Source organism: Microcoleus sp. K4-B3 (assembly GCF_036704615.1).
Taxonomy (GTDB): domain Bacteria; phylum Cyanobacteriota; class Cyanobacteriia; order Cyanobacteriales; family Microcoleaceae; genus Microcoleus.
In genome coordinates this window covers 1-13,208 of record NZ_JAUBSF010000014.1, presented here as the reverse complement: position 1 = coordinate 13,208, position 13,208 = coordinate 1, and the positions used below count along the sequence as shown (strand labels likewise).

The 13,208-nt window shown below is 46.3% G+C and carries 10 protein-coding genes and 3 pseudogenes; 3 read left to right on the top strand and 10 right to left on the bottom strand.

Translation table 11 applies throughout. From position 1 onward, the window contains the following. Positions 1–160: 160 nt before the first annotated feature. The 6 genes from QUA78_RS09215 to rpsL form a co-directional block, all read right to left on the bottom strand. Positions 161–802 carry an LON peptidase substrate-binding domain-containing protein gene (locus tag QUA78_RS09215; RefSeq protein ID WP_006632192.1) on the bottom strand — a complete coding sequence of 214 codons (642 nt, stop codon included), beginning with the start codon at positions 800–802 and terminating at the stop codon, positions 161–163. Positions 803–1,242: 440 nt separating this feature from the next. Next, complete coding sequence (gene rpsJ / locus QUA78_RS09210; RefSeq protein ID WP_006632193.1) at positions 1,243–1,560, bottom strand: 30S ribosomal protein S10; 318 nt, start codon at positions 1,558–1,560, stop codon at positions 1,243–1,245. A gap of 175 nt (positions 1,561–1,735) precedes the next feature. Beyond that, positions 1,736–2,965, bottom strand: a complete 1,230-nt coding sequence (gene tuf, locus QUA78_RS09205; RefSeq protein WP_333398733.1) for an elongation factor Tu — start codon at positions 2,963–2,965, stop codon at positions 1,736–1,738. Positions 2,966–3,066: 101 nt separating this feature from the next. Further along, a complete protein-coding gene (gene fusA / locus QUA78_RS09200) occupies positions 3,067–5,139 on the bottom strand; it encodes an elongation factor G (RefSeq protein ID WP_333398731.1) in 2,073 nt (690 codons plus the stop codon). A gap of 345 nt (positions 5,140–5,484) precedes the next feature. Beyond that, positions 5,485–5,955 (bottom strand): 30S ribosomal protein S7, encoded by a 471-nt coding sequence (rpsG, locus tag QUA78_RS09195; protein WP_006632196.1) that lies wholly within the window; start codon positions 5,953–5,955, stop codon positions 5,485–5,487. A gap of 142 nt (positions 5,956–6,097) precedes the next feature. Next, positions 6,098–6,478: a 30S ribosomal protein S12 gene (rpsL, locus tag QUA78_RS09190; protein ID WP_172186436.1), complete on the bottom strand. Its 381-nt coding sequence runs from the start codon at positions 6,476–6,478 to the stop codon at positions 6,098–6,100. A gap of 455 nt (positions 6,479–6,933) precedes the next feature. On the opposite strand from rpsL, the gene QUA78_RS09185 reads away from it, so the two are divergent. Further along, on the top strand, positions 6,934–7,155 hold the full coding sequence (locus QUA78_RS09185) for a hypothetical protein (RefSeq protein ID WP_333305983.1): 222 nt from the start codon (positions 6,934–6,936) through the stop codon (positions 7,153–7,155). A gap of 188 nt (positions 7,156–7,343) precedes the next feature. Continuing rightward, complete coding sequence (locus QUA78_RS09180; protein ID WP_333305981.1) at positions 7,344–8,195, top strand: Npun_R2479 family HD domain-containing metalloprotein; 852 nt, start codon at positions 7,344–7,346, stop codon at positions 8,193–8,195. 364 nt (positions 8,196–8,559) lie between these two features. Here QUA78_RS09180 and QUA78_RS09175 read toward each other — a convergent pair whose 3' ends face one another. The 4 genes and pseudogenes from QUA78_RS09175 to QUA78_RS09165 form a co-directional block, all read right to left on the bottom strand. Further along, positions 8,560–9,075: a transcriptional repressor gene (locus QUA78_RS09175; protein ID WP_333305979.1), complete on the bottom strand. Its 516-nt coding sequence runs from the start codon at positions 9,073–9,075 to the stop codon at positions 8,560–8,562. Positions 9,076–9,803: 728 nt separating this feature from the next. Continuing rightward, positions 9,804–10,118 carry a photosystem I reaction center subunit XI gene (locus QUA78_RS32815; RefSeq protein WP_445302407.1) on the bottom strand — a complete coding sequence of 105 codons (315 nt, stop codon included), beginning with the start codon at positions 10,116–10,118 and terminating at the stop codon, positions 9,804–9,806. A gap of 87 nt (positions 10,119–10,205) precedes the next feature. Then, positions 10,206–11,183 (bottom strand): annotated as a pseudogene (locus QUA78_RS09170) (chlorophyll a/b binding light-harvesting protein); the annotation flags it as partial. A gap of 414 nt (positions 11,184–11,597) precedes the next feature. Next, positions 11,598–12,708 (bottom strand): annotated as a pseudogene (locus tag QUA78_RS09165) (IS5 family transposase); the annotation flags it as partial. Positions 12,709–12,849: 141 nt separating this feature from the next. Between QUA78_RS09165 and QUA78_RS09160 the strand changes: the two are divergent. Then, positions 12,850–13,208: pseudogene (locus tag QUA78_RS09160) on the top strand (transposase family protein); the annotation flags it as partial.

The window sequence follows — 13,208 nt, the reverse complement described above, 5'->3', positions numbered from 1 at the left end:
ACCAGTTCCCAAAATATCAGGGAACTGTAGGCAAACTTTAAACCCTTAGTTCATCAGTCATTCCCAATCGAAAATCGAAAATCGAAAAGGGTATGATTTATGTGTAATTCTTGCTTCAATGCAGATCAAAGCGATCTTACTTTTTTTCTGTGCCAATTGGCTACTTGAGCGTATCTTTAAGTACAGTCCTCGCTGCCAAGTGATTGCGAGTAGAAGTCAAAATTTCTGTTTCGCGTTCCAGCCTAGCAGCAGTATCTTGCAATTCTAAAAGAGTTTGCTGTTCTGTCGCTGCACCGTAAAGGTAGCTGGCTACCCAATAGGACAATTCTGTAGGCAAACTGGGAATGTCTTCCGGCAGGTCGATCGGCTGATCCATCAATTTACTGGAGAGGCGAACTACATCTCTCAGCAGTTGTTCGACATCTTTTCCCAAAGGTCTGAGGTCTTTTTGCGGCGGTTCGTCTTCAATCCATTCTACTAGACCGACTAAATAGGGTTTTTCCCGAACTGCGTCGAGCACTCGGAAGCGCTGCTGCCCGAGAGTCATAATTTTCATGCGGTCGTCGGGGAGGCGCTGGCAGTGAATTACTTCGGCGCAGCAGCCGACGGCAGAGACTTTGTTTTGGTTGGGATCCCACATGAGTACACCGAAACGGCGATCGCCCTCCAGAATCGTATTCATCATGATTCGATAGCGAAACTCGAAGATTTGCAGCGGGAGCGGCCTACCTGGAAATAGAACCACTTCCGGCAACGGAAATAAGGGGAGTTCGCGAACTGCTACAGAGGAAGAGGATGCCATTGTCGCTCAAAAGTGACGGTACTTGCGCTTCTTTTTCTTACTTTAACTGATTAAAGGCAATTCCGGGGCAGGAGCGATCGGGCTTTTGCGACGCGGATTCGATCTAGTGAGCGCTCCTGCCCGTGCTGGCAGCTTGACAAAGCCGTCCCTTCGTCAAAATGCTCAATCTAACTTTTTGCTGAACTAAGTGATGCTGAAGGCGAGGATAGCGACTGCTAAAGGAGCGTTTGTGTAGCTACCGCCCTTACCTTAATTAAGAATAATTATTTAAGTTCGCGCCGCAGCAGAAATTATTGCTGATTACTGACTAATAACTAATGACTAATAAATCCGAACCAATAACTAATAACTAATGACTACTGACTCTCTAACTTTATGCAAAAAGAAGGAACAAATGCTTTTTCCTTTGCTCCTTCTTTTTGCGTTTGAGATAGGTCAATCTACAGCTTGACTTCGATATCTACGCCGGCTGGCAAATCCAGTTTCATCAAAGCGTCAATTGTTTTAGCAGAAGGTTGGTGAATGTCGATGATGCGGCGGTGGGTGCGAGTTTCAAAGTGTTCGCGAGAATCTTTGTCTACGTGGGGCGATCGCAGCAAGCAGTAAATCCGCCGTTTTGTCGGTAGGGGAATCGGGCCGATCGCTGTGGCTGCTGTCCGATTTGCTGTATCTACAATCTTTTCGCAGGATGCGTCTAGAATTCGGCGATCGAAAGCTTTGAGGCGAATGCGAATTTTTTGCTGTTGAATTGTTGCCATTTTTGTTTCTTGAATTTTCTAGGTTCAGTTTGTTGTTTGTTGTCTGTTGCCTGTTTGCAGTTGTTTTTGGGCTAACTGCTAACTGCGGACTCATCACTAATAACTAATCACTAAATAGCAGAAAAGCCTAATTTAATTTGGCGGCTTTTCTGCTATTTAAGCTGTTATCAGAGTCCTACTTGAGGATTTTGGAAACAACGCCGGCGCCGACGGTGCGGCCGCCTTCGCGGATAGCGAAGCGCATTCCTTGTTCGATCGCGATCGGGTGGATCAGTTCAACAGTCATTTTGATCCGGTCACCGGGCATCACCATTTCAGCTTCCGAGCCGTCGTCAGCAGTGAACTGTTTGATCGTACCAGTTACATCCGTCGTGCGGACGTAGAACTGAGGGCGGTAGCCCGAGAAAAATGGCGTGTGACGGCCACCTTCTTCCTTTTTGAGGATGTAAACTTCAGATTCAAACTGAGTATGAGGACTGATAGATTTGGGCTTGGCAATCACCATGCCTCTTTCAATATCCGCCTTTAAAATCCCCCGGAGCAGTAGACCCACGTTGTCGCCGGCCAAGCCTTCATCCAAGGACTTGGTGAACATTTCCACACCAGTCACCGTAGTGCTGCGAGTGTCCTTAATGCCAACCACTTCTACTGTTTCGCCGACTTTGATTGTGCCGCGCTCAATCCGACCTGTGGCGACAGTACCCCGACCAGTAATCGAGAATACGTCTTCTACAGCCATCAAGAAAGGCTTGTCAACTTCGCGTTCTGGGGTGGGGATGTAAGCATCTACTTCTTCCATCAGCTTGTAAATTTTGTCAACCCACTCATTTTCGCCCTTGACAGTCTTGGGATTAGCAAGCATCGCTTCGAGAGCTTTCAATCCCGAACCTGTGACGATGGGGATGTCATCGCCCGGAAAATCGTAAGAGCTCAAAAGTTCGCGAACTTCCAGTTCTACCAATTCCAACAGTTCAGCATCATCCACCATGTCTTCTTTGTTCAAGAAGACAACCAGGCTGGGAACGCCAACTTGCTTAGCTAGCAGGATGTGTTCGCGAGTTTGAGGCATGGGGCCGTCTGCTGCTGACACTACTAGGATGCCGCCGTCCATTTGAGCTGCACCGGTGATCATGTTTTTCACATAGTCAGCGTGTCCGGGGCAATCTACGTGGGCATAGTGCCGACCTGTGGTTTCGTATTCGACGTGAGCAGTATTAATCGTAATACCCCGTGCTTTTTCTTCTGGGGCAGCGTCGATGTCGGCGTAGTTCTTAGCCTTTGCTTGACCTAGTGCAGAGAGAGTCATCGTAATCGCGGCGGTCAAAGTTGTTTTGCCGTGGTCAACGTGACCGATCGTGCCGATGTTTACGTGGGGTTTAGTCCGTTCAAATTTTGCGCGTGCCATTCTCGATCTGTTCCTTGTTTTTTTTAGCGATTTTAGACTTGAGATTTTAGATTCTAGATTTTGGATTCAATCCAAAATCCAAAATCTAAAATCCAAAATCATTAGTTCCCTTTGTTCTTAGCGATAATGGCTTCAGCCACGTTTCGCGGCACTTCTTCGTAATGGCTGAATTCCATTGTGAAGATGCCTCGACCTTGGGTTTTCGAGCGGATGTCGGTGGCGTAACCAAACATTTCTGCTAGTGGAACTTTTACAGAAACTTTGGCTATCCCCTGATCCGTCTCTTGACCTTCGATCTGACCCCGACGCGAGTTGAGGTCTCCGATGACGTTCCCGATGTAATCTTCGGGAACTTCAACCTCTACTTTCATCATAGGCTCTAGCAGCACGGGCGACGCCTTCATCACGGCTTCTTTGATCGCCATTGAACCGGCGATCTTAAATGCCATTTCTGAGGAGTCTACGTCGTGGAAAGACCCGTCTACCATAGTAGCTTTGAGGTCAATCACGGGATATCCTGCTACAATACCTGATTCGCACGCTTCTTTCATCCCTTGTTCTGCCGGGCCGATGTACTCTTTGGGTACAGTGCCGCCGACAATTTTGGAGACAAATTCAAAGCCGGTTCCCACTTCGGTGGGTTCTAGTTCGATCACGACGTGACCGTACTGACCTTTACCGCCGCTTTGGCGGATAAATTTACCTTCGGCGCGGACGGATTTGCGAATGGTTTCGCGGTAGGCTACTTGCGGCTGACCCACGTTCGCTTCTACTTTGAATTCCCGCAGCATCCTGTCTACCAGGATTTCCAGGTGCAGTTCGCCCATGCCGGCGATGACTGTCTGGTTGGTTTCAGGGTCAACGTTGACTCGGAAGGTGGGGTCTTCTTCCGAGAGCGACTGGAGGGCTTTGGAGAGCTTCTCCATGTCTTGTTTGGTTTTGGGTTCGACAGCCACCGAGATGACTGGCTCTGGAATAAACAGAGATTCCAGAATCACTGGCGCTCCTTCTTCGCAGAGGGTGTCGCCGGTGAAGGTGTCTTTCAAACCCAAGGCTGCTCCCAAGTCTCCTGCCCGCAGTTCCTCAACTTCTATCCGATCGTCGGCTTTGAGAACAATTAAGCGAGAAACCCGCTCTTTTTTGTCCTTGGTGGAGTTGAGGACGTAGGTGCCTTTTTTGAGGATACCCGAGTAGACCCTAACGAAGGTCAGCCGGCCGTAGGGGTCAGCCATGATTTTGAATGCCAGGGCTGACAGCGGCGCGCTGTCGTCTGCAAATCGTTCTGCTGTGTCGCCGTTGGGCAGGAGTCCTTGAATTGGGGGAACTTCCAAGGGCGACGGCAGGTAGTCGATCACTGCATCCAACAACAACTGAACGCCTTTGTTTTTGAAGGCAGAACCGCACAACATGGGGACGATCGTGCCAGAGATGGCGCCAGCGCGCAAAGCTGCACGAATTTCTGCTTCTGTTAACTCTTCGCCTTCAAGGTATTTCTCGGTGAGGGCGTCGCTGGTTTCTGCTACGGACTCGATCAGCTTGGTGCGGTATTCTGCAGCTAGCTCTTTTACTTCATCGGGGATTTCTACTTCCTCGATGTCGGTTCCCATGTCGTTGTTGTAGATATAGGCTTTCATTTGCACTATGTCTACAATTCCCCGGAAGTTTTCTTCGCTGCCGATCGGGATTTGGATGGGTACGGCGTTCGCTCTCATGCGATCGCGAATTTGACCGTAGACTTTGTAGAAGTTTGCGCCCATCCGATCCATTTTGTTGACGAACACGATCCGCGGTACTTTGTACCGATCGGCTTGTCGCCAAACTGTTTCGGATTGTGGCTGCACTCCCCCTACCGAGCAGAACACTGCGATCACTCCGTCGAGCACTCGCATCGAGCGTTCGACTTCGATCGTGAAGTCTACGTGTCCGGGAGTGTCGATGATGTTGATTTTGTAATCTTTCCAACTGGTGGTGATAGCAGCGGCAGTAATCGTAATTCCCCGCTCCCGCTCTTGCTCCATCCAGTCAGTGACTGCTGTTCCCTCGTGCACTTCACCCATTTTGTGAACCATGCCTGAATAGAACAGAATTCTTTCAGTTGTTGTTGTTTTGCCCGCGTCGATGTGGGCTGCGATGCCGATGTTGCGAGTTTTTTCTAGCGGGACGGTACGTGCCACAGCTACCTCCTTAATCTTGTGTTGCTGTTATAATACTATTATACTACACAGTAACCCTATTTTGCACTCCCCAGCGACTTACAAAAGTCTCTGGAGCTTATTGTTACATTTTAATATTTTTTGCAAGATTTGTTTACAAAAATATTAAGGATGCGACATGGAGGATTCAGAGAGTGCGTGAATTTTGAGTGCGTGAATTTTGATTCTGGGAGTTTTGAGTTTGCTTCACGAATCGCAACTGCGCCAAGGGAAGCAATCTCAACAGTCAAAACTTACACTTGCAAATTTCTCGCCCGATGCTTTTATACCGCACGATCGCGCTCTTCTCCATGCCCGAGTTGGAAATTAGTACCGGTAGTGAGCAAAAGCCTTGTTAGCTTCGGCCATGCGGTGAGTTTCTTCGCGCTTGCGAATGGCACTGCCTGTTTCGTTAGCTGCATCCATCAGTTCGTTGGCTAGCTTGGCGGCCATCGAGCGGCCGGTGCGGGCGCGGGCAAATCTGATCAGCCAGCGGAGGGCGAGGGTCGTACCGCGATCGGAACGCACTTCCATCGGCACTTGGTAGGTGGCGCCACCTACCCGGCGGGCTTTGACTTCGACCAGGGGTGTAGCGTTTTTGACTGCTTTTTCAAACAAGTCTAACGGTTCAGCCCCTGTGCGTTCTTGGATGGTTTTCAGGGCGTCGTAGACGATGCTGGAGGCAACGGATTTTTTACCGTGCTGCATGATCCGTCTCACCATCATGCTTACCAACCGGCTGTTGTAGGTTGGATCTGGCGGAACTGGACGTTTTTGAATAACTGTGCGGCGAGACATAGTTCTATTGGGGATTTTTGATTTTGAATGATTGAGTTTGGGGTTTTGGGCTCAGATCTCGATCTATGACGATCGAGCGTGCGATCAATCGGCGCGATCGGATTTATTGTTGCTTCCCAACCCTGATCGGGCGAGATCCTGGTTATTTTTTCTCTTTAGGACGCTTGGCCCCGTATTTGGAACGAGCCTGCTTGCGGTCTTTCACCCCAGCGGTGTCTAATGTACCGCGAATGATGTGGTATCTAACTCCGGGCAAATCTTTTACCCGACCGCCCCGGATCATTACTACCGAGTGTTCTTGCAAGTTGTGACCGATCCCTGGGATGTAGGCTGTCACTTCAAAACCAGAGGTCAGCCGTACCCGAGCCACCTTCCGCAGCGCCGAGTTGGGTTTTTTCGGGGTGGTCGTGTACACTCTGGTGCAAACTCCGCGGCGCTGGGGGCAACTCTTGAGAGCTGGCGATTTGGTTTTTTTCTGCGTTTGTTCCCGTGCTGAACGGATGAGTTGCTGAATAGTGGGCATGAGTTACGGCATTTCTAGCTTTTTGCTGAGTATAGTGATTTAGCGGCATCCGCACTGAAAGTCCCTTCCCCTCGAGGGGGACGGGATGAATGAAAATAATTATGGGTAAGTGAGGATACCAGACTCTATATAGTACACGACTCGACTTTCTTTGGCAAGGAATTTGGCAAGGCTGTCGAACTTCTTTCCTTGGTGCCAGTTTCGACTTGCGATCTCAACGGGCTAATGATCTGTGACATACTATGATCTAAACGCAACCGTCAGGCTAATCACAGCCCTCAGCAAAATTTATGACGATCGATATTTCGATCGAATCACCATTTGTCGGAAACGACCATCAACTCGAGCCTGCGATCGCATCACAGTCTCAGCATCACAGTCAGGGGTCGATCGACATCACATAAAGTTATCTAAAATTGCCGGACAATAAGAAATATACATTCAGTTGACCGCAGATGACAACCAAAGCTTATATTCCTGAATATGGAATTTCCGAACTTTACTTGAACATTGGGAAATTCGGTAAAATTGATCGGACTCAGTTGCAGCAAATTCAATACGCAATTAATTCTCACAGTTTAAGAACTTCAGACGAGCGAAAAATTATCAGCAGGCTACTCTATGCAGTAAGGCGGGGAGAGGTGTCAGTGATGGACTCAGTTGCTTGGGAGTTTTGAGTGCGGGCGCGATATTGCTTCATGACTCCCCCGGCGTAGCGGCGTCAATGAGTTTTGAGATTGCCACGCGAGCCGCGAACAACCACGGGGTGCATGAGTTGTGAGTTAAAATCTCATCCATAAAATTAGAGGGTTTCCAAATAGATTCACCGCTCTTGAAAGGCAATATTAAGGTAAAAGGACAGGGTATGTTTAATTATACAGAACTGCTGATAGAGGCTTTCATCGAACAACTTCAGGACGGGTACAGCCGCACTTACGGAGGCTACAAATCAGACTATGCTGATATTATTGCCTGGGTGGGGGCAATGGCGTTAGAAAACATCGCCAACAGCGACGCTCTTTATCACAATATAGAACACGCCATTTGCATTACGTTAGTCGGTCAAGAAATCTTGCGGGGAAAACACATTCGCAAGGGGGGAGTTTCCTGCGAAGATTGGCTGCACTTCATCATTTCTTTGCTGTGCCAAGATATCGGATATGTCAAAGGAGTTTGCCGGCAAGACCAAGAATCCGAAGGATTGTATGCTACGGGAAAAGATGGCATGAGAATTGCACTTGCTCCCGGTGCAACAGCGGCTAGCTTAGCTCCTTACCGAGTTGACAGAGCTAAATTGTTCATTGACGAGCGCTTCGGCAACCACAAGCTAATTAATGCTGAGATAATTAAGCAGAACATAGAACAAACTCGTTTCTCGGTGCTTGACGGCAACACAGACGAGGATGCAGTTAATTACTCTAGTTTAGTTCGCGGTGCTGACTTGATAGGTCAGCTCAGCAACCCGCAATATTTGCAGAAAATAGGCGCGCTGTTTTACGAGTTGGAAGAAAGCGGTGCTACTAAACTTTTGGGATACCGACATCCGGGCGACTTGCTGCAAAGCTACTCTAAGTTTTACTGGAGCGGCATTTATCCGCACATCAGTGAATCTCTCGGTTACTTGCAGTTGACGCAGGAAGGCAAACAGGTTGTTGCTAGTTTGTACGCTAACATATTTCGGATGGAACACCAACGTTGCGATTCTGAGGTTGCTTGACGGAAGGGGAAGGGGAAGGTGGCAAGTTGTGAATTCGTGAGATTGCTTTCCTAAGAATTGCTTCGCTAACCTTCCTTGCTACGCTATTAAGGAGAAGGGAAATACAGCAAGTTGTGAATGCGTGAGATTGCTTCTTAAGAATCACTTCGCTAACATTCCTTGCAACGCTATTGCCGTACCTGAATTAAAGAGTTACCAATTCTCCATTACCGAAGTGTATTTCATCTGAGATATTGCACCATTTTCAATAGTTTTTTTAGGGGCGGGCTAGAAGAGCAACGGCCAACAAGAAAACTCACTCTTTGTGGAACAGGCCGTCGGGCTTTTTAAGCAAGAATGGTGCAAAATATGAGTTTGATGCAACTCAACTAATTTCATCCTCAATTTCGGAATGATATCTCGGACACGACCAATTGCTCGGCAGCAAAGAAGGCCATCCCTCCCGCAGCGCTTCCAAACAAACAGCACGCACAGTTAATTGACAGTCAAGCAGCTCTACACCAGCTTTTTCAACTTGCTTTTTGCCAATTTTTAAAATCGATTCATCGCTAAATTCAAAGGTTTTGTGACACTGAATGCAAACCAGATGGTGGTGGTGGTGCAATTCCTGCAAATTCAGTTCGTAATGTTTGTGGCCTTCTGCTAATTCTAGCTCACGCAGAATCCCAATTCTTGCTAATAAATGCAGGGTGCGGTAGACAGTAGACAAGCCAATTCTTTCTCCTTGATTCTGCAAAGTCTTGTATAATTCTTCCGCACTCAAATGATTTCCTTGCCGCAGACTTTGAAAGACGCTCAAAATAGTTTCTCGCTGGGGAGTAAGGCGGCAGCCTCTCTGATTGAGTTCGACTTTGAGTGAGTTAGCGCTGTATAAATTCATGTGGTTAAAAATAAAAAAGTTGAACGGGAATTTTACTTGATTATCTGTTATTTATTCGCGCTCCATGTGCGATTATCCTCAAGTGTATTTTGCGATAACAATAGCAATCTAAGTTTAGACTACCCCTTGAGCAAGGAAGAATCTGCTAGCAACCTATCCCTCTTGTTAAAGGTGGAACTGAAAAACTAGTTGGTCGGTATTGTTGCGTAATTTTTGTGAATTTGAGAGCATTATTGCTGACAAGCATTGGCAAAACAAGTCTTAGGTTCAAAGTCATTGCAACCGATCGCTTCCTCAGTACAAGTAACACAGGGTCGCAATGTACATTTGAGGCGGTAGTCATTAGTAAAAAACTGGCAATCTGAACAAGAAATTTGAGCCAAGCGCTTGATTTGATGGAGTCCTCCTCGCAATGCGACTGAAACACTCCACAAAAACAGAAACATCAAAGTGATACAGAAACATTAGAAAAAGACAGTCATACGGTTATTGTTTCAAGGTTGAGCGCAATCTGAAGGCGCTTGGTAGGTAAAAAATAGGAATAGTGCCCTCGATTTTCTGTGTGCAATTGTGCTGTTACAACGAGGCAAGGCTTTCAGAAACTCGGCGGATGAAAGTCTGTTTCGCAATTGCTAAGTCTCTCAGCTTGCGATCGACCGATGTCAACCGCAGGCGGAGCAGTTAATTCACAGAACCCCGCAGAATGGCATCTATACCAGAAACACTTTTTAGCAGCAAATAGCCGAGAAAAGCTCCCGATGTGCCACCGATGACAAAACCGCCCTGCAATAAACTCGCGTCTTAGGGAGTTTATTGCCAATAAAATGACTTGTCTTTTTCCAAATTTTGGCGATCGCCAAAATCAAAATCAATGCCAGCGTCGGCAGCAAACCCGCCAGCAGTGTCAACCCTTTTTCCTGCAACCGAATCAACAGAGCAATGGCTCCTACTAGGAAATATCCGTGAGCTAAACTCAGTTCCAATTCCCGGAATATCAGAGACAAACCCTTGCAGTAAATAGGCACATTTCTCAAAAAAGTCACAGTTATGTCAGAAAAACTCACCGCTGTTGGTGCACTTGCAACTTGAACTTTGCCAGCAGTTCGCCTTTCAAAATCCTCAGACCAAAAATCAAATCCCGCCGCTTTTGTGCGAAGGCGCTGCGCGTGCCAAATATGACCGTAAAGCGCCAAAAATGCTAAAACAAAGTGACTTGTCGTCAGCCAAGCCCGCGAAGAAACAACCGCTGCGTCCGAACCTCTCAAACCCACTGGGCCGTAAAAAACCTCTGGATAAACAGTGTTATTTACAGTCACAAAGTAGGTGGCGATGAAGCCCATTAAGGCGAAAGTGCCGAGACAGTAGGAGAGGTAAGCTTCTCCTGACCAGATGAAGAGGCGTTTTGCCCAAGGGAAAGGTTGAGTGTGAATGTGCCTGAAGGCGCCGGCAATGCAGAGAATTCCTACCCACATATGACCGCCGACAATATCTTCGAGGTTGTCAAAGGAGGCGAGCCAGTGTTTGCCACCTGCACCGAACAGGTAGCCGAAAATGACAGCGGGGTTGAGTTTGGGTTCCGAAATTCCCCGCACTTGCCCGACTGTGGTATCATATAAACCACCGAAATACATAGCTTTGGCCACCAACAAGAAGGCAGCGACACCCAGCAAAACTAGGTGGATGCCTATAATGGTGGTCTTTTGCTCTGCGTCTTCCCATTTGTAGCCAAAGAAAGAAGTTCTTTCTTCGAGGGCGGCTGACCCTTTGAGGGAGTGAAAGATGCCGCCGAAGCCGAGAAAGGCTGAGCTGATTAGGTGCATCGCGCCAAGGGCGAAGTACGGATAAGTATCGACTATTTTCCCTCCCGCACCCACGCCCAAGCCTAGTCTGGCTAGGTTTGGCAACAGGATTAAGCCTTGTTCGTACATGGGCAATTGTGGGTTGAAGCGGGAAAGCTCAAATAAGGTATAGGCTCCCGCCCAGAGGACGATCAGGCCCGCGTGGGCGACGTGGGTACCGAGCCAACGGCCGGAAAGGTTGGTTAAGCGGGCGTTGCCTGCCCACCAGGGAAAGCATTCTCCTTCGGCTGGGAAGGATTTTTTTGCCATGCTTGTCACGGCGATTTACCTCTGGAGAAAGATGTCAATGGAGTTTTAAGCGCTATCAGGTTATTGATATAGATAATCAACAATTTTAGAACTTTCGTCAAGGGGTATTTGATAAATTTTTTCACTAATTAGAGTTATGATATGTAAGTGAATAGTAAAAAACATCTTTAAATAAGGCTCTCAACTGTTGTGTACGATTAATCGGCAGTTTGCTTCGCCTTAGCAAAAATAGCAAGTAAAGGAATAGTTCAGAATTTATTGATAAATAATATTATTAAGGCTAGAGTATTGTTTAAGTAGGGCTTGCTGAAAAAGTCAGAAAACAGCATTTAGAAAGATCAGTGAATTTGGGATTACCTTAAAAACATAGATTTTGCTCATCTTTTTTTGATAAGATATAATTTTTGCTAATTACTAAAGCCAGAAAACCTGAAAAAAGGTTTTTGTTGTGAAATAGACATAAAAAAGCCAAAAAGCCTGCCGTAGCAGGGCGGAAAGATTCATCACCAGAAAAGTTATGGCGATGGTTGTACCAGAAGTATTAGAAAGTTTAGCCATGACTCTACCAAGGCTAAATCTTCTTTTACGCAACTCCCAAATTTTCCCTCAATCGAGTTACGAATTCTTTCGTCAAATAAGGCTTGCTTCTTCTTTGACTTGCTGATATTTTTAGGGGGTCTTCCTAGAGGGACGCCACTCATCCTAATCCCTCTTTCTTTGCACCAAGCTCGATTTTCCTGCGTTCGATATATGCGATCTACATGAATTGATTCGGGATAGCATCCCGTAAATCGTTTAAAATCTTCTACTTGTGTTTTTAAGTCTAAAGATTCATTGAAATTATCCCAACTAATTCTGTCTAAAAACACGTAGCCATTACGACAACTCGCTGACAGTTTGGCCCCAAATTCAACGGATTTCCCAGCTTTTCCTCTGACGATGGGGCGGATATGTGGTTGCGTTAAACTTACTATTCTGTTCTCAATACTCTGTTCTTTCTCTTCATACATCGATAACTGTTGACGGTATACTTCTGTGACTACTAGCAGCATTTTATAATGAGATTTACTCAGCAACTGTAGCTGACCCATTTCATCGAGATCGGCCAAATTTCTTTTGATATATTGGAGTTGTTTTTTAATTCCTTTTCTTCGTACTTTTCGTGATGGTTTCCGGTTTTTAGACACTGTTAGGTATTCTTTTCTGGCTATGTTTCGATAGGTGATTGGTTTTTTTTTTCGGGTGACTGAATTTGAGTATGTAGAGCGTCTATGATTTTTTCGGTATGTTCCCTTGCTTGATTTAATAGTCCTAAGTCTGTCGGATACTTAATATCGGCTGGCGCGCAGGTTGCGTCTAATATTAATTTACCTTTATTTTTAGGCTCACTTATTTCTGATGACTTTTTTTTTACTACCTCTCCTGGCACTTCAGTCTGCTCTTTAACCATTTTTTCGTTGATTTTATTGACTAGGCTGACACCTATTCTCTGCCTAAAATGAACGAACATTGATGAGTCGAATGGCAGGGTAAGCTCATCTAATTTGGTATAAAATGTACTTGACAAAAAAACGCCAATAGACTTTATACCTGTGAAGCGAACTCAAACCTATAATCAAGTTTGAATCTTAACAAAGTCAATCAAGTTGAAACGGAGTTAAAGACAATGACAAAGGGTTTTGCACCTAGATTGAAACTCGCTGTAAAATCTCAAGCTAAAAGAGCAGAAAAACGACAGTTAACACCTCTGAGCGAAATCCAAGCCAATTTATTGAATTATGTAGCAGAGCTACCCGACCCCAGAGTTCAAAGAACCCAAAAACACTTATTAAAAGATATTTTAGTAATCTCTATTTTAGCCGTCATTGGCGGTGCCGAAGGTTGGGAAGATATGGAAAATTATGGCATCGCTAAACAGCAATGGTTAGAGGAATTTCTCGAATTACCCAATGGTATCCAAGCGTGACGATACTTTTCGACGAGTCTTTGAAAGAATCAATCCTGATGCTTTAGAACAATGTTTAG

Excerpts from the sequence above, each read along its gene's own strand:
- QUA78_RS09215 (WP_006632192.1), bottom strand. The coding sequence starts at position 802 with ATGGCATCCTCTTCCTCTGTAGCAGTTCGCGAACTCCCCTTATTTCCG.
- rpsJ (WP_006632193.1), bottom strand. The coding sequence starts at position 1,560 with ATGGCAACAATTCAACAGCAAAAAATTCGCATTCGCCTCAAAGCTTTC.
- tuf (WP_333398733.1), bottom strand. The coding sequence starts at position 2,965 with ATGGCACGCGCAAAATTTGAACGGACTAAACCCCACGTAAACATCGGC.
- rpsG (WP_006632196.1), bottom strand. The coding sequence starts at position 5,955 with ATGTCTCGCCGCACAGTTATTCAAAAACGTCCAGTTCCGCCAGATCCA.
- rpsL (WP_172186436.1), bottom strand. The coding sequence starts at position 6,478 with ATGCCCACTATTCAGCAACTCATCCGTTCAGCACGGGAACAAACGCAG.
- QUA78_RS09185 (WP_333305983.1), top strand. The coding sequence starts at position 6,934 with ATGACAACCAAAGCTTATATTCCTGAATATGGAATTTCCGAACTTTAC.
- QUA78_RS09180 (WP_333305981.1), top strand. The coding sequence starts at position 7,344 with ATGTTTAATTATACAGAACTGCTGATAGAGGCTTTCATCGAACAACTT.
- QUA78_RS09175 (WP_333305979.1), bottom strand. The coding sequence starts at position 9,075 with ATGAATTTATACAGCGCTAACTCACTCAAAGTCGAACTCAATCAGAGA.